At 73.4% G+C, this 17,120-nt stretch carries 8 protein-coding genes; 3 read left to right on the forward strand and 5 right to left on the reverse strand.

The annotated features are described in order from the left end of the window. Positions 1–147: 147 nt before the first annotated feature. From ACY1JF_RS07070 to ACY1JF_RS07085, 4 genes are all read right to left on the reverse strand, one after another. A complete protein-coding gene (locus tag ACY1JF_RS07070; RefSeq protein ID WP_462704120.1) occupies positions 148–1,560 on the reverse strand; it encodes a dipeptidase in 1,413 nt (470 codons plus the stop codon). A gap of 10 nt (positions 1,561–1,570) precedes the next feature. Beyond that, the gene (locus tag ACY1JF_RS07075; protein ID WP_462704121.1) at positions 1,571–5,161 is read right to left on the reverse strand and encodes a UvrD-helicase domain-containing protein; all 3,591 of its coding nucleotides are present in this window, start codon (positions 5,159–5,161) and stop codon (positions 1,571–1,573) included. Between the two features lie 101 nt (positions 5,162–5,262). Next, positions 5,263–8,880 (reverse strand): ATP-dependent helicase, encoded by a 3,618-nt coding sequence (locus ACY1JF_RS07080; protein WP_462704122.1) that lies wholly within the window; start codon positions 8,878–8,880, stop codon positions 5,263–5,265. Between the two features lie 275 nt (positions 8,881–9,155). Beyond that, positions 9,156–9,542, reverse strand: a complete 387-nt coding sequence (locus ACY1JF_RS07085; protein WP_462704123.1) for an MGMT family protein — start codon at positions 9,540–9,542, stop codon at positions 9,156–9,158. Positions 9,543–9,740: 198 nt separating this feature from the next. Here ACY1JF_RS07085 and ACY1JF_RS07090 point away from each other — a divergent pair, with 198 nt between their 5' ends. From ACY1JF_RS07090 to ACY1JF_RS07100, 3 genes are all read left to right on the forward strand, one after another. Further along, positions 9,741–12,488 (forward strand): lysylphosphatidylglycerol synthase transmembrane domain-containing protein, encoded by a 2,748-nt coding sequence (locus tag ACY1JF_RS07090; protein WP_462704124.1) that lies wholly within the window; start codon positions 9,741–9,743, stop codon positions 12,486–12,488. Between the two features lie 90 nt (positions 12,489–12,578). Then, positions 12,579–14,129, forward strand: a complete 1,551-nt coding sequence (locus ACY1JF_RS07095) for an alpha/beta hydrolase (RefSeq protein ID WP_462704125.1) — start codon at positions 12,579–12,581, stop codon at positions 14,127–14,129. Positions 14,130–14,268: 139 nt separating this feature from the next. Further along, positions 14,269–15,807, forward strand: coding sequence for an alpha/beta hydrolase (locus ACY1JF_RS07100; protein ID WP_462704126.1), 1,539 nt, complete (start codon positions 14,269–14,271; stop codon positions 15,805–15,807). Positions 15,808–15,932: 125 nt separating this feature from the next. On the opposite strand, the gene moeZ is transcribed toward ACY1JF_RS07100, so the two are convergent. Further along, positions 15,933–17,111 (reverse strand): adenylyltransferase/sulfurtransferase MoeZ, encoded by a 1,179-nt coding sequence (moeZ, locus tag ACY1JF_RS07105; protein ID WP_189415228.1) that lies wholly within the window; start codon positions 17,109–17,111, stop codon positions 15,933–15,935. Positions 17,112–17,120: the final 9 nt, after the last annotated feature.

Genomic DNA, 17,120 nt, shown 5'->3' on the forward strand with positions numbered 1-17,120 from the left:
GTGGTTCGGCGGACGGTTCGGCGGGTTCCGAAGAGGCGGGTTCCGGTGGCGCGGACGGCGACCGGGAGCGCGCCGCGGTACAGGCCCTTCCAGTGTGCCCCGCGCCGGAGGCCGGTCCGGACGGTCCGGACGGTGCGGCGGCATCGGTCAGGGTCCGTGCCGCCAGTGCGCCGCCAGGTCGCTCCAGAGGTGGGCGGAGGTCTCCGCGCCCTTGAGGAGGAGGTCGAGCTCGACCTTCTCGTCGGGCGCGTGCCAGCCGTCGGACGGGACGGAGACACCGAGGAAGAGCACCGGGGCCCCGAGGACGTCCTGGAGGTCGGCGGCGGGTCCGGAGCCGCCTTCGCGGGTGAAGCGGACCGGCTGGTCGAAGGCCCGTTCCATGGAGCGGACGACGGACTGGAGCGCCGGGTGGTCCAGGGGTGTCAGGCACGGGCGCGTGGCGGCGCCGAACGCGATGTCGCAGCGGATTCCCGGCGGGACGCGCTCCGTGACCCAGCCGCGGACGGCCTTCTCCACCTGGCCGGGGTCCTGGCCGGCGACCAGGCGGAAGGAGAGCTTCACCACGGCGTCGGACGGGATGATCGTCTTGCTGCCGGGGCCCTGGTAGCCGCCGCCGATGCCGTTGACCTCGGCGGTGGGGCGGGCCCAGACACGCTCCAGGGTGGTGTACCCGGCCTCGCCGTGGGCGGCGTGGGACCGGGCCGTGCGCAGCCACCGCTGCTCGTCGAAGGGCAGCTCGGCGAAGAGCTCGCGCTCACGGTCGGTGAGTTCGATCACGCCGTCGTAGAAGCCGGGGACCGCCACGCGCCCGTGCTCGTCGTGCAGGGCGGCGACCAGGCGGGCGGCCTCGGTGGCCGGGTTGGGCACGGCGCCGCCGAAGGAGCCGGAGTGGATGTCCTGGTCCGGGCCGTGGAGGTGGATCTCGCACTCGGCGAGGCCGCGCATGCCGGTGCACACGGTGGGGGTGTCCTCGGACCACATGCCGGTGTCGGAGACGATCACGGCGTCGGCGGCGAGCCGCCCGGCGTGTGCCTCGGCCAGCGCGCGGAAATGCGGGGAGCCGGATTCCTCCTCGCCCTCGACCAGCAGCTTCAGGGTGACGGCCGGGGCGGTACGGCCGGTGGCGGCGAGGTGAGCGCGGACACCGAGGGCGTGGAAGAACACCTGTCCCTTGTCGTCGGCCGCCCCGCGCGCGTACAGGCGGTTGCCGCGGACGACGGGCTCGAAGGGGTCGCTCGACCAGCCGTCCTCGCGGGCGGCGGGCTGTACGTCGTGGTGTCCGTAGACGAGGACCGTGGGCGCCGCGGGGTCGTCGGCCGGCCACTCGGCGTAGACGGCGGGGGCGCCCGGTGTCTCCCAGACCTCGGTGGTCGGGAAGCCGGTCTCCTTAAGTCTGGCGGCGAGCCAGTCGGCGCTGCGGCGTACGTCCTGCGCGTGGTGGGGCTGGGCCGAGACCGAGGGGATGCGCAGCCACTCGGCCAGATCGTCGAGGAAGGCGGCGCGGTGGCGCTCGATGTAGGCGCGGACGGCGCTGACGGCAGCGTCAACGGGCTTGCTCATGGCTCCGAGCCTACTGGCCCGCGCCGACACCCTGGCCGTGCGGTTCGTCACCGTACGCTCCGTCGAGCAGCAACCGCTCCAGCGCGGCACGGTCCGGGAGACCGTCCGGGCGCACCACTTCGCCGGTGCGCACGTACAGGAACGCCGCCGTCACCGAGGTGAGCGGTACGCCCTGCTGCTCGGCCCAGGCCAGGCGGTACACGGCGAGCTGGAGCGGGTCCGCGGAGTGGGCGCGGGAGGTCTTCCAGTCGACGATCTCGTATCCGGGACGGTCCCCGTCGTCCTCCTTGTAGACGGCGTCGATGCGGCCCCGTACGACGCGGCCGGCGATCGCGAACTGGAAGGGGGCCTCGACGCGGTACGGGGTGCGGTGCGCGTACTCGGTGCGCTCGAAGGCCTCCTTGAGGGCGGCCAGGTCCTGTTCGCCGGCGATCTCGGCGTCGCCCCCGGGCAGCTCGTCGGGTTCCAGCAGGGGGAGGGTCAGCTCTTCGAAGCGGGATTCCACCCAGGCGTGGAAGCGGGTGCCGCGGCGGGCGGCCGGCCGGGGCGGCTGGGGCATGGGGCGGGCCAGTTCCTGGGCGAGGCCGTCGGGGTCGGCGGCCAGGCGCAGCAGCTGGGTGGCGGTCAGCGAGGCCGGCAGCGGCACCTCGGTGACGGCTTCCCGCGCGCGCAGGAGTTCGCCGGCGAGGGCGTCGAGATCGCGGTCCCAGGAGGCGACGGTGCGGGCTTCCTCCGGCGTGAGGAACGTCTCGCCGCGCGGTGCGTCCTCTCGTGGGCGGGGGCGGGGGCGGGGGGCGCCGGGGCCCGGGGACTGTTCCGGGAGACGGGACCGGTGGAGGTCCGCGGGCGTGGCCTGGCGGGGGACGGTGGGGCCCTCGGGCGTCCGGGGCTCCGCCTGTGCCGGCTCCCCGTCCGGGAAAGGTTCCTCGTCGTGAGGATCCACGTCATAAGGGCCTACGTCATAAGGGCCCGCGTCGCGGGGAGGCTCGTCGCGGGGGGGTGTCTCGTCCTCCGGTGGCGGCGGCCAGTCGGGGTCGTCGTAGGTGTCCGGGTCGTGGACGGCTGCGGGGCGGGCGTGGCCGGGGCCGTCGGCGGAGGCGAGGCGCTCCAGGTGGGTCAGGACCGCCTCGGCGGCCGCCCGGCGACGGGCCAGGGCCGTCTCGTCCAGGGGCAGCGGCCATGCCTGGTCGGCGTCGGCCGCCCGGTGCAGGGCGGGGTTCTCCTCGTCCTCGGCGGGTTCGTCCGCCCATGCCTCGATCTCACCGTGTCCGGCCGCGCAGTGGTCGTACAGGGCCTGGAGGAAGTCGGACGGTCCGCGGGGCTTCTTCTGGGCGGGACCCCACCAGTGGCCGGAGCCCAGGAGCAGGGAGCGGGGGCGGGTGAAGGTGACGTAGCCGAGGCGGAGCTCCTCGGTGTGCTGGTGCTCCTTCATGGCCTCGTGGAAGTCCCTCAGCCCTCGGGAGTCCCAGGAGCCGACGTCGGGGAGGGTGTCGGCGTCGCCGCGCAGGCGGTGCGGGAGGACCTTGCCCTGTGCGGTCCACTTCTCCCTGCCCTGGGTGCTGGGGAAGGTGCCGGTCACCAGTCCGGGGACGGCGACGACGTCCCACTCCAGCCCCTTCGACTTGTGCGCGGTGAGCACCTTGACGGTGTTCTCGCCGCCGGGCAGCGCGTTGTCGAGTCCCTTCTCGTACTGGGCCGCGGTGCGCAGGAAGCCCAGGAAGGCGAGCAGGGACGCCTCGTTGTCCCCGGCGGCGAAGGAGGCGGCGACGTCCAGGAAGTTGGACAGGGTCTCCCGGCGGCGGGCGGCCAGCGCGTTCGGGGACGCCGACAGCTCGACCTCCAGGCCGGTGACGGCCAGGACCCGGTGCAGTACGTCCATCAGCGGGTCGGCGAGGGAGCGGCGCAGGTCGCGCAGTTCGGTGGCGAGGCGGGCGAACCGCACGCGCGCGTCCGGTGAGAACGGCAGTCCGTCGTCGTCCCCGCCGCCGTCCATCGGCGTCTCCAGGAACGTGTCCAGCGCGTCCGCGAGCGATATCACCTCGGACGGGTCGACGCCCTCGACGGCCTCCGCGAGCCGCCGGTCGGGGTCGTCGTCACCCGCCACGCGCGCGTGGGCGACGAGACGGCGGGCGCGGCGCCCCAGCAGGGCGAGGTCGCGCGGGCCGATGCGCCAGCGCGGGCCGGTGAGCAGCCGCACCAGGGAGGCGTTGGCGCCGGGGTCCTGGAGGACCTCGCAGACGGCGACCAGGTCGGCGACCTCGGGCAGGTGGAGCAGGCCGGAGAGGCCGACGACCTCGACGGGGACGTCGCGGGCCACCAGGGCGCCCTGGATCTCGGCGAAGTCGGCCGCCGTGCGGCACAGGACGGCGATCTCGCCGGGCGCCGTCCCGGTGCGTACCAGGTGGGCGACGGAGTCGGCGACCCAGTCGATCTCCTCGGCGTGGGTGGGCAGCAGGGCGCAGCGGACGGTGCCCTCGTGTTCGGCGCCGGGGGCCGGGCGGAGGGCCTCCACGCCCGCGTGCATGGCGCGCAACGGCCCGGCGAGGCCGTTGGCGAGGTCGAGGAGCCGGCCGCCGCTGCGGCGGTTCTCGCTGAGCGACTGCCGCAGGGCGGGGCGGCCGTCGGCGCGGGCGAAGTGCTCGGGGAAGTCGTCGAGGTTGGCGACGGAGGCGCCGCGCCAGCCGTAGATGGCCTGGCAGGGGTCGCCGACGGCGGTGACGGGGTGGCCGGTGCCGCCGCCGAAGAGGCCCGCCAGCAGGACGCGCTGGGCCACCGAGGTGTCCTGGTACTCGTCGAGCAGCACGACCCGGAACTCCTCGCGCAGCAGCCGGCCCACCTCGGGGAGCTGGGCGAGCCGGGCGGACAGGGCGATCTGGTCGCCGAAGTCGAGGAGGTCGCGGTCGCGTTTGGCGGACCGGTAGCGGATCACCAGCTCGGCGAGTTCGCGCCGGGCGGCGGCGGCCTCGGGGACCTTGCGCAGGTCGGCGTTGGTGAGCTTGGCGCTCCGGAGGCTCTCCAGGAGGTCCGCGTCCCAGGTGCGCAGCCGCTCGGGGCCTACGAGGTGTTCGGAGAGCTCGGAGTCGAGGGTGAGGAGGTCGCCGACCAGGTCGGGGAAGGAGCGGGTCAGCGCCGGGTAGGGCCCGGGGGCCTCGCGCAGCACCCGCGCGGCGAGCTGGTAGCGGGTGGCGTCGGCGAGCAGCCGGGAGGCCGGTTCGAGGCCGATGCGCAGGCCGTGGTCGGCCAGCAGGCGGCCGGCGAAGGCGTGGTACGTGGAGATCACCGGCTCGCCCGGCGGGTTGTCCGGGTCGATCACGTCGGGGTCGGTGACGCCGGCCTTGATCAGCGCCTTGCGGACGCGCTCGGCGAGCTCTCCGGCGGCCTTGTTGGTGAAGGTGAGGCCGAGCACCTGTTCGGGGGCGACCTGGCCGGTGCCGACCAGCCAGACCACGCGCGCCGCCATCACCGTCGTCTTGCCGGAGCCGGCTCCGGCCACGATCACCTGCGGGGCGGGCGGCGCGGTGATGCAGGCCGTCTGCTCCGGGGTGAAGGGGATGCCGAGGAGCTCCTTGAGCTCGTCGGGATCGGTGATACGGGCGGGCATGTCGAAAAGGCTAGCGGCGATCACTGACAGTCGAGGCCGCACCAGCTGTCCGGGGCGAGGGATGCGCAGGTCAGCGCGTGTGGTGTGAAGGGGCACACCGGTCACTCGACCACGTGCCGGCCCTCCGGCCGGGCGCTGCACGACGCCCGGAAGGCGCAGTGCGCGCAGTGCTGGCCCGAGACCGGCGTGAACCGTTCGTCGAGGACCTTGCCCGCGGCCGTGGCCAGCAGGTCGCCGACCCACTCGCCGTCCGGTCCTCCGAGCGGCTCCTGGGCCTGCACCTTGGGCAGCGTCTCACCCCCGTCCCGCTTGGCCGCGCCCTGGCGGAGCTGGACCAGTTCGGCGCCGCCCGGCTCGGGGCGCACGCCGCCGAACGCCTCGTCGACGGCGCCTTCGCGGACGGCGAGCTGGTAGACGGCGAGCTGGGGGTGGCGGGCCACCTCGGCGGCGCTGGGCGTCTGTCTGCCGGTCTTGAAGTCGACGACGTAGGCGCGGCCGTCGCCGTCGGCCTCCACGCGGTCCATCTGGCCGCGGATGCGCACCTCGTAGTCGCCCGCGGCGAGCGTGACGTCGAAGTCGTGCTCGCTGGCGACGGGCCTGCGGCCGGTGCGGTCCATGACGTGCCACTTGAGGAAGCGTTCGAGCGCCACGCGCGCGTGGGCCTTCTCCTGCTCGGACTTCCACGGCGCGTCGAAGGCGAGCGCGTTCCACACCGAGTCCAAGCGTGCCATGAGCACGTCGAGGTCGGCGGGGGTGTGCCCCGAGGCGACCTCGTCGGCGAGGACGTGCACCACGTTGCCGAAACCCTGGGCGGCGGTCGCGGGGGCGTCGGCCTTCACCTCGCGGCCGAGGAACCACTGCAGGGCGCAGGTGTTCGCGAGCTGGTCGAGGGCGCTGCCGGAGAGCACGACGGGCTGGTCGCGGTCGCGCAGCGGCACCTTGGACTCGGTCGGTTCGAACATGCCCCACCAGCGGTAGGGATGCGCGGCGGGCACCAGGGGGCGGCCCTCGTCGTCGCTGAGGGCGGCGAGGCGGGCCAGCCGGCGGGCGGCGGCCTCGCGCAGGGCGTCGGATACGCGGGGGTCCACGGTGGTGGCGCGCAATTCGGCGACCAGGGCGGCGACGGACAGCGGACGGCGCGGGCGGCCCGTGACGTCCTTGGGTTCGACGCCCAGCTCGGTCAGGAACCGGGAGGGCTGGTCCCCGTCGTCCGCCGGTGCCTTGACGGCGGTGACGACGAGGCGGTCACGCGCGCGCGTGGCGGCCACGTAGAACAGGCGGCGTTCCTCCGCGAGCAGCGCCCCTGGCGTGAGGGGCTCGGCGAGACCGTCGCGGCCGATCCGGTCCGCCTCCAGCAGGGAGCCACGGCGGCGCAGGTCGGGCCAGAGCCCCTCCTGGACCCCGGCGACGACGACCAGCCGCCACTGGAGGCCCTTGGCACGGTGCGCGGTCATCAGGCGCACGGCGTCGGGGCGTACGGCCCGCCGCGCGAGGGTGTCGGCGGCGATGTCCTCGGCCTCGACCTCCTCCAGGAAGTTCAGGGCACCCCGGCCGCCGGTGCGCTCTTCGGCGCGCGCGGCGGTCGCGAACAGGGCGCATACGGCGTCCAGGTCGCGGTCGGCGTTGCGGCCGGCGGCGCCCCCGCGCCGGGCGGCCCGCTCCAGGCGGCCGGGCCACGGGGTGCCCGCCCACAGCTCCCACAGCGCCTCCTCGGCCGTACCACCGCCCGCCAGACGTTCCCGGGCCGTGCGGAGCAGCGCGCCCAGGCGTTGCGCGCCCCGCGCGTACGCCGGGTCGTGCACGGCCAGGCGCTCCGGCTCGGCCAGGGCCCGGGCGAGCAATTGGTCGGAGGGGGGCGGCAGCGCGTTGCCCGCGGCCCGCTCCTCCTCGCGCAGGGCACGTCCGAGGCGGCGCAGATCGGCGGCGTCCATACCGGCGAGGGGGGAGGTGAGGAGGGTGAGGGCGGTCTCGGTGTCCAGCCAGCCGGTCACCGCCGACTCGGACGCTTCAGAGGTCTCAGTGGCCACCACCGGCTCGGACGCCCCAGCGGCCTCAGTGGCCACCACCGGCTCGGACGCCCCAGCGGCCTCAGTGGCCACCACCGGCTCGGACGCCCCAGCGGTCTCGGCGCCCGCCACCGGCTCGGACGCCCCAGCGGTCTCGGCGCCCGCCACCGGCTCGGACGCCCTGTCAGTTTCGGCACCCACCGACTCGGACGCCCCAACAGTCTCAGTGGCCACCACCGGCCCCAGCGCCGCCGAAGCCGCCCCGGCCGCCGAAGCCGCCCCGGCCGCCGAAGCCGCCCCGGCCACCGGAGCCGCCGCCACCGCGGCCGTGGCCACCGCCCGCAGCGCCGTCAGCAGCGGCGCCACCGCCGGCTCATGACGCAGGGGCAGGTCGTCACCGTCCACGTCGACCGGGACGCCGGCCGAGGTGAGGGCGCGGCGGACCGCCGGGAGGGTGCGGGAGCCGGCGCGCACCAGGACGGCCATCTCGCTCCAGGGGACGCCGTCCTCCAGGTGCGCCCGGCGCAGGATGTCCGCGACGTTGTCCAGTTCCGTACCGGCCGTCGGGTACGTGTACACCTCGACCTGGCCGCCGTCCCGTACCGGCGCGAGTTCGCGGTGGGCGCGGGCCTGGTCGGCGGGGAGGCGGGGCAGGGGCATGCGCCGGGTCAGCAGCCGGGTGGCGTCCAGCAGGGTGGCTCGGGAGCGGCGGGAGGTGCGCAGTACCCGTACGGGCGCCGGACGGCCGTCCGCGCGCGGGAAGGCGTGCGGGAAGCCGAGGATGCCGCCCACGTCCGCGCCGCGGAACGCGTAGATCGACTGGTCGGGGTCGCCGAAGGCCACCAGGGTGCGCCCGCCGCCCGCCAGGGCGTGCAGCAGCCGTATCTGGGCCGGATCGGTGTCCTGGTACTCGTCGACGTAGACGGCGTCGTACTGCCCGGCGAGCCGCTCGGCGACCTCGCGGCGGTGGGCGAGGAGCACCGCGCGGTGGACGAGTTCCGCGTAGTCGAGGACGCCCTGGAGGTCGAGCACGTCGAGGTACTCGGCGAGGAAGACGGCGGCGGCCCGCCAGTCGGGGCGGCCGATGCGCCGGGCGAAGTCCGCCAGGGCGTCCGGGCCGAGCCCCAGCTCACGGCTGCGGGCGAGCACCGCGCGGACCTCGTCGGCGAAGCCCCGGGCGGTCAGGCAGGCGCGCAGTTCGTCGGGCCAGCGCACATGGGCCAGTCCGAGCCGTTCGAGGCCGGCCTGCCCGGCGAGCAGCTCACGGACGGTCACGTCCTGCTCCGGGCCGGACAGCAGCCGCAGCGGCTCGGCGAACAGGTCGCTGTCCTGGTGCGCCCGGACGAGGGCGTAGCTGAAGGAGTGGAACGTGGTCGCGCGCGGGGCGCGTGCCGCGCCCGTGCGCCGGGCCATGCGGTCGCGCAGTTCGACGGCGGCCTTCCGGCTGAAGGTCAGCACGAGGATGCGCTCGGGGTCAGCGCCGCGGGCGATCCGGGCCGCGACGGACTCCACGAGCGTGGTCGTCTTGCCGGTGCCCGGACCGGCGAGCACGAGCAGCGGACCGGCGCGGTGGTCAACCACAGCGCGTTGGGCGGCGTCCAGAAGAGGGGGGTCCACGCGCGGCGGCGGGGTACGGACCAGTCGGTAAGCGCCACGGACCCCCTGTCGCCCCTGGGGGTGCGACAGGTACCTGGTGGAGGAAGAGGAGCTCACGTGGTTCGCCGGTCCTGGTGGGTGTGCTGGTGGGACGACCGCCGCGGGGGACGAGCGGTGGACACCGGGTGAACGGGGTACGCGCAGCCGACGCTACGTCGGCGCCCGGGCGGGAAGCGGGGCTTCCGTTCCTTCCCTTCCCTCCCTCCGTTCACCCGCGACGCGGCAGTCCCGCGCCCCTCGAACGTACGTCATGCCACGGACGTGCCCGTTCTGTCCCGGTTCCCTCATACGGATCACCGGTCACCCCCCGGGGCGTCCGATGGAGGAAGCTTTCAGGTGTGACCCTGCGCGTGCTCGCCGCCGTCCCACCGCGCCCGTCTCATGTCGACGCGCGGCAGGTGGCCCTCCGCGGCCCGGCCCGCCTCCTTCAGGGGCGTCCCCTCCTCCCGGTACCGGGAGAGCGCCTCCCGTTCACGGCCCGCCAGCAGGACTCCGTCGGCGCGGACCACGCGCCACCACGGAATCCCCACCCCATAGAGGGACATCACCCGGCCGACCTGCCGGGGACCGCCCTCCTCCAGCCATTCGGCGACGTCCCCGTAGGTCATGACGCGTCCCGGCGGGATCAGCTCGGTGACCTCGAGGACCCGCTCGGCGTACTCCGGGAGCGCGTCCGCGGGCTCTGGGCGGACCCCGTCCGGAAGACTTTCCTCACTCATCCGCCCCATACTGCCGCACCCCACCGACACTGCGACGCGCTCGCGCGGCCGGTTCGCGCCCCTCGCCCGGGGACGGTGCTTGCGGCAGACTGTGCGGCCCGCGCGTGCGCCCTGATCCACCCTGATGCCCCCATGTGCCGGCGCGGCATGCCACCATCGTGCGGGCGGTGACCAGTGATACGAGAGCAAGAAGAGACGATGAAGCAACAGGGTGTGCGGCCCGGCGGCACGCGGGGCTCCTCCGACGCTTCGTCGCGCCCCGGTGCCGCCGGCGGCAAGGGTGACGCCGGGAGCGCCGCACCGGACACCGGTCCCGCGGACACCGCGCACATCGACGAGGTGGAGGGCGACGAACCGCTGCTCCCCGCGCGCGTGCACCGTCCCTCCGACCTGATGCGGCTCCTGGTGGGCGTGCTGGCGGTCGGCGTGCTGCTCGCCGTCGCCGCGTTCGCCCACGGCACCACCTCGGGCCTCGAACAGGACATCAACAAGGGCACGGGCCAGGCACCCGATCTGCTCATCAAGATCGCCGGCCTGGCCTCCAGCATCGCGATCCTGCTGGTCCCGGTCGCCTTCGCGATCGAGCGGCTGATCAAACGCGACGGGCTGCGGATCGCCGACGGCGTACTGGCCGCCGTACTCGCCCACGGCGTGACGCTCGCCACCGACCTGTGGGTCGCCAAAGCCGCCCCGGACTCGATCCAGGAAGCGCTCACCCAGCCTTCGCCCGGGGACGTCCACGCCCTCACCGACCCGGTGCACGGCTATCTGGCGCCGGTCATCGCGTACATGACGGCGGTCGGCATGTCCCGCAGACCCAGGTGGCGCGCGGTGCTGTGGATCGTGCTGCTGCTGGACGCGTTCTCCATGCTCGTCACCGGCTACACGACACCGTTCTCGATCATCCTGACCGTGCTGATCGGCTGGACCGTGGCCTACGGGACGCTGTACGCGGTCGGCTCGCCCAACGTCCGGCCCACCGGGCGGACGCTCATGGCGGGCCTGATGACGGTCGGCTTCCGCCCGGTGACCGCCTCGCGCGAGGAGGTGGCGGCGGACACCCTGGAGACCGGTGACCGAGGCCGGCGCTACTTCGTCACCCTGGAGGACGGCCCTCCGCTGGACGTCACGGTGGTCGACCGCGAACAGCAGGCGCAGGGCTTCTTCTACCGCGCGTGGCGCAATCTGACGCTGCGCGGCTTCGCCACCCGCAGCAGCCTCCAGTCGCTGCGCCAGGCGCTGGAGCAGGAGGCGCTGCTGGCCTACGCGGCGATCGCGGCCGGCGCCAACGCGCCCAAGCTGATCGCCACCTCGGAACTGGGCCCCGACGCGGTGATGCTGGTCTACGAGCACACCGGCGGCCGCTCCCTCGACTCGCTGCCGGACGAGGAGATCACCGACGACCTGCTGCGCGACACCTGGGAGCAGGTGCGGGCCCTGCAGTCCCGGCGGATCGCGCACCGCAGGCTGGTCGGCGACTCCATCCTGGTGGATCGTTCCGGCACCGTGAGCATCACGGACCTGCGCACCGGCGAGATCGCCGCGGGCGACCTGCTGCTGCGCATGGACGTCTCCCAACTGCTGGTGACGCTCGGACTGCGGGTGGGGGCCGAGCGAGCGGTGGCCTCGGCGGTGGGCGTGCTGGGCCCGGACACGGTGGCGGACTGCCTGCCGATGCTCCAGCCGATCGCGCTGAGCCGCTCCACGCGCGCGACGCTGCGCAGACTCGCCCGGGAACGGTCCCAGCGCGAGCGCGAGGCCGTCCTGGAGGCGTCCCGGCAGGCCAAGCAGGCCCGGGTGGAGACCGCGGCCGACGACGGCTCCGGCACCACGGCCATCGGGACCGGCAAGCCCGGCAAACCGGACAAGAAGAGCGAGCGTGCGGAGCAGCGGGCCGAGAAGCGGGCCCTCGACGAGGCCATGGAGGAGGCGCGCGAGGAGGACCTGCTCACCCAGATCCGCCACCAGGTCCTGCGGATCAGGCCGCAGGCCCCGGTCGAGCCGGCCCGCCTGGAACGGGTCCGGCCGCGCACCCTGATCAGCTTCATCGCCGGTGCGATCGGCGCGTACTTCCTGCTGACGCAGCTCACCCACATCGAGTTCGGACCGCTGATCAGCAACGCCGAGTGGGGCTGGGTCATCGCGGCCGTGCTGTTCTCGGCGGCGAGCTATGTCGCGGCGGCGATGTCCCTCCTGGGGTTCGTGCCCGAACGGGTGCCGTTCCTGCGGACCGTGGCCGCGCAGGTCGCCGGGTCCTTCGTGAAGATCATCGCGCCCGCGGCGGTCGGCGGCGTCGCCCTGAACACCCGCTTCCTCCAGCGCGCCGGGGTGCGCCCCGGGCTCGCGGTGGCGAGCGTCGGCGCGTCGCAGCTGTTCGGGCTCGGCTGTCACATCCTGATGCTGCTGTCCTTCGGCTATCTGACCGGCACCGAGAAGACGCCTTCCCTGTCCCCGTCCCGGACGGTCATCGCGGGTCTGCTGACGGTGGCGGTCCTGGTGCTGGTGGTCACCTCGGTGCCCTTCCTGCGGAAGTTCGTCGTCACGCGCGTGCGGTCGCTCTTCGCCGGTGTCGTGCCGCGCATGCTGGACGTGCTGCAGCGCCCGCAGAAGCTGGTCACCGGCATCGGCGGCATGCTGCTGCTCACCGCCTGCTTCGTGATGTGCCTGGACGCCTCGATCCGCGCGTTCGGCAACGAGTCGACGTCGATCAGCCTGGCCGGCGTCGCCGTCGTCTTCCTCGCGGGCAACGCGCTGGGTTCGGCGGCGCCGACCCCCGGCGGGGTGGGCGCGGTGGAGGCGACCCTGACCCTCGGCCTGATCGCCGTGGGCCTGCCCAAGGAGGTCGCCGCACCGGCGGTGCTCCTCTACCGGCTGCTGACCCTGTGGCTGCCGGTGCTGCCGGGCTGGCTGGCCTTCAACCACCTGACCAGGAAGCAGGCACTGTAGCCCGCCGCGGCACCTGGCGCTCCACGCCCGCCGTACCTCGTACGGCCCGCGCTCCGAGCGTCCCGTCCTGCGTGACCGCACGATGGGGGCATGCCGAATCCCGCCCGGCTGCGTGCCGCCGCCCCCGCCTCCACCGTCGTCCTGCTGTCCTCCCTGCTGGCCGGCTGCGGTGACGGCGCGGCGGACGGGAACGGGGACGTGACACGGCAGAAGCTCTCCTGGCGGGACTGCCCGGCGCCGTCCCAGGCGCAGGGCGGCGGCGCCGCGCCCTCTCCCCTGCCGGACGGCGGCACCTGGCAGTGCGCCACGATGCGGGCCCCGCTCGACTGGGACGACCCCGACGGCGACACCATCGGCATCGCGCTGATCCGGGCCAGGGCCAGCGGCGCCGCCGACCGGCGGATCGGGTCGCTGATCTTCAACTTCGGCGGCCCGGGCGGATCGGGCGTCACCACGCTGCCCGCCTTCGGTGACGACTACGCCAAGCTGCGCACCCGCTACGACCTGGTCGGTTTCGACCCGCGCGGCGTCGGCCGCAGTGCCCCCGTGAAGTGCCTGGACGACCAGCGGCTCGACGCCTACTTCCAGCAGGACGCCACCCCCGACGACGCCGCCGAGCGCACCGCGCTGGTCGACAACACCGAGGACTTCAACGCGGCCTGCGAGAAGAACTCCAAGAAGATGCTTCCGCACGTCGCCACCACCGACGCCGCCCGCGACATGGACCTGATGCGCCAGGTCCTGGGCGACGACAAGCTGCACTACTTCGGCATCTCCTACGGCACCGAACTCGGCGGCGTCTACGCCCACCTGTTCCCGCAGAAGGTGGGCCGCGCCGTCCTCGACGCCGTCGTCGACCCGACGCAGGACTCGGAACAGGGCTCGCTGGGCCAGGCCAGGGGTTTCCAGCGAGCCCTCGACAACTACGCCGAGAACTGTGTCTCCCAGACCGAGGACTGCCCCGTCGGCGACACCGCCGAGGGCGTCAAGAACCGCATCGCGGCCCTGCTGAAGAAGCTCGACCGCGAGCCGATCCCCGGCCTCTCCCCCCGTGAACTCACCCAGACCGCCGCGACCAGCGGCATCGCGCAGTCCCTGTACTCGAAGGACCTCTGGGAGTACCTCACCGAGGGCCTGGAGCAGGCGTACGACGGTGACGGCAGGATCCTGATGGCGCTCGCGGACGCTCTGAACGGACGCGGCGAGAACGGCGAGTACAGCAACATCACCGCGGCCAACGTCGCCATCAACTGCGCCGACGACAAGCCGCGCTACGACGCCGCGTACGTGCGGAAGAGGCTGCCGGAGTTCCGCGCCGCCTCGCCCCTGTTCGGCGACTATCTCGCCTGGTCCCTGGTCAGCTGCACCGGCTGGGCGGTGGCCGGCGCCGCGGACCACCCCGACGTCAGCGCCCCCGGCGCCCCGCCGGTCCTGGTCGTCGGCAACACCGGTGACCCGGCCACGCCGTACGAGGGCGCGGGCAAGATGGTGGACGCCTTGGGCTCGGACGTCGGCGTGGAGCTGACCTACAAGGGCCAGGGCCACGGCGCCTACGACAGCAAGAACACCTGCGTGCGCGAGGCGGTCGACGGATACCTGCTCGACGGACGGACTCCGAAGGCCAGGACGGTCTGCTCCTGACCCCGCCGCCCCCGAGATCGGGTGAATCAGCAGGTCGAAGCGTTATCCACAGGCCCCGGCGGTCATCGTGCGCCCGCCCTACCATGGCATGACAGCCATCCGCCGCTCGGCGCGGACGGCCGGTCAGGGGGGAGCGCGCATGGGGCGGTACGCACGGTCGCGGAACGTACGGTGGCTGGCTTCGCTGGCTGCTGCCGGACTGTTGCTGTCGGGGTGCGGCGGCAGTCCGTCCGAGGGCGGCACGGACGGAAAGGACGGCGGGGGTGGCGCGACCGCGGGGAAGCCGCTGACGTCCCAGCGGCTGGACTGGGGCCGCTGCAAGGCCACCGACGACGCCCCGGCGCCGGGCGGCGACTGGCAGTGCGCCACGCTCCAGGTGCCGGTGGACTGGGCGAAGCCGGACGGCGAGCGGATGGAGCTGGCGCTGATCCGCGCGAAGGCCACCGGGGACCGGCGGACCGGCTCCCTGCTGTTCAACTTCGGCGGCCCCGGCGGCTCGGGCGTCTCCACGATGCCGTCGTACGCCTCCCTCGTCTCCTCCCTGCACGAGCGGTACGACCTGGTCAGCTGGGACCCGCGCGGGGTGGCCGCCAGCGAGGGCATCCGCTGCCGCGGCGACGAGGAGATCCAGGCCGCCGAATCGACGGTGGACGCCACACCCGACACCGCCGCCGAGGAGCAGACGTATCTGAAGGACGCCGCGGACTTCGCCGAGGGCTGCGAGCGGACCGCCGGGAAACTGCTGGCCCACGTCTCGACCACGGACACCGCCCGCGACATGGACCTGATGCGCCAGGTCCTGGGCGACGACAAGCTGCACTACTTCGGCATCTCCTACGGCACCGAACTCGGCGGCGTCTACGCCCACCTGTTCCCGCAGAAGGTGGGCCGCCTGGTGCTGGACGCGGTCGTCGATCCGGCCGCCGACACCATCGGCCACGCCGAGCACCAGACCAGGGGCTTCCAGCGCGCGCTGGACGACTATCTCCGGTCCACCGGGAAGGATCCGGAACAGGGCTCACGGGAGATCGCCGACCTGCTGGAGCGGATCGACGCCGAACCACTGCCGACGTCGTCGCCCGGCCGGAAGCTGACCCAGACCCTGGCCCTGACCGGCATCGTGCTGCCGTTGTACAGCAAGGACAGCTGGCCGGCGCTGACCAGCGCGCTGTCGGCGGCCGGAGCGGGCGACGGTTCGGAGCTGCTGGCGCTCGCCGACGACTACAACGAACGCGATCCGTCGGGGCGTTACGGCACGAGCACCCACTCCCAACGGGTCATATCGTGCTTGGATGACAAGCAGCGGCCGACCCTGGCGGAGACGAAGAAGCTGCTGCCCGAGTTCGAGGAGATCTCCCCCGTGTTCGGCGCCTTCCTGGGCTGGGACACCGCGGGGTGGTGCCACGAGTGGCCGGTGGCCGGGCAGTACGAGACGCCCGAGGTCAGCGCGGACGGAGCGGCACCGGTGCTGGTGGTCGGCAACACCGGCGATCCGGCGACGCCCTACGAGGGGGCCCGCAAGATGGCGGACGAGCTGGGTGGGGACGTCGGTGTGATGCTCACCTGGAAGGGCGAGGGGCACGGTGCGTACGGCAGCGGGAGCGACTGCGTCGACTCCACGGTGGACGCCTATCTCCTGGACGGAACGGTGCCGGAGGACGGCAAGGTCTGTTCGTGACGGCGACCCCGCCCGCGGTCCCCGCCCCGGCTCCGTTCAGGGCGACGGCGGGGGCCCCGGGCACCCATGGTGCGCGGGGCCCCCGCCGCTCGGGAGACCCGGCCGTCCTCGGCTCCGGCCTCGGCTCAGTAGACCGGCTTCTCCGGCTCGATCTGGTTGACCCAGCCGATCACGCCGCCGCCGACGTGCACGGCGTCCGAGAAGCCCGCGGACTTCAGGACCGCGAGGACCTCCGCACTGCGGACACCCGTCTTGCAATGCAAGACGATCTTCTTGTCCTGCGGCAGGTTCTCCAGGGCGGTGCCCATGAGGAACTCGTTCTTCGGGATCAGCCGCGCGCCCGGGATCGAGACGATCTCGTACTCGTTCTGCTCGCGGACGTCGATGATCTCGATGTTCTCGCCCTCGTCGATCCACTCCTTGAGCTGCTTGGGAGTGATCGTGGAGTCGGCGGCCGCCGCCTGGGCCTCCTCGGAGACGACGCCGCAGAAGGCCTCGTAGTCGATGAGCTCGGTGACGGTGGGGTTCTCACCGCAGACCGCGCAGTCGGGGTCCTTGCGGACCTTGACCTGGCGGTACTGCATCTCCAGGGCGTCGTAGATCATCAGGCGGCCGACCAGCGGCTCGCCGATGCCCGCGAGGAGCTTGATGGCCTCGTTGACCTGGATGGAACCGATGGACGCGCACAGCACGCCGAGCACACCGCCCTCGGCGCAGGAGGGGACCATGCCGGGGGGCGGGGGCTCCGGGTAGAGGCAGCGGTAGCAGGGCCCGTGCTCGGACCAGAAGACGGAGGCCTGACCGTCGAAGCGGTAGATCGAACCCCAGATGTACGGCTTGTTCAGCAGCACACAGGCGTCGTTGACCAGGTAACGGGTGGCGAAGTTGTCCGTGCCGTCGACGATCAGGTCGTACTGGCTGAAGATGTCCATCACATTGTCGGCTTCGAGCCGCTCCTCGTGAAGGACGACGTTGGTGTACGGGTTGATGCCCTTGACGGTGTCGCGCGCGGACTCGGCCTTGGAGCGGCCGATGTCGGACTGGCTGTGGATGATCTGGCGCTGCAGGTTCGACTCGTCGACCTCGTCGAACTCCACGATGCCGAGGGTGCCCACGCCCGCGGCGGCGAGGTACATCAGCGCCGGCGAACCCAGGCCGCCGGCGCCCACACACAGCACCTTGGCGTTCTTCAGCCGCTTCTGCCCGTCCATCCCGACGTCGGGGATGATCAGGTGGCGGGAGTACCTGCGGACCTCGTCTACGGTGAGCTCAGAGGCTGGCTCGACCAGGGGTGGCAGCGACACGGGGACTCC

The organism is Streptomyces sp. SYSU D01066-1, from assembly GCF_054956795.1.

Coding starts and splice junctions, on each gene's coding strand:
- ACY1JF_RS07070 (WP_462704120.1), bottom strand. CDS start 1,560: ATGAGCAAGCCCGTTGACGCTGCCGTCAGCGCCGTCCGCGCCTACATC.
- ACY1JF_RS07095 (WP_462704125.1), top strand. CDS start 12,579: ATGCCGAATCCCGCCCGGCTGCGTGCCGCCGCCCCCGCCTCCACCGTC.
- ACY1JF_RS07085 (WP_462704123.1), bottom strand. CDS start 9,542: ATGAGTGAGGAAAGTCTTCCGGACGGGGTCCGCCCAGAGCCCGCGGAC.
- ACY1JF_RS07100 (WP_462704126.1), top strand. CDS start 14,269: ATGGGGCGGTACGCACGGTCGCGGAACGTACGGTGGCTGGCTTCGCTG.
- ACY1JF_RS07075 (WP_462704121.1), bottom strand. CDS start 5,161: ATGCCCGCCCGTATCACCGATCCCGACGAGCTCAAGGAGCTCCTCGGC.
- ACY1JF_RS07090 (WP_462704124.1), top strand. CDS start 9,741: ATGAAGCAACAGGGTGTGCGGCCCGGCGGCACGCGGGGCTCCTCCGAC.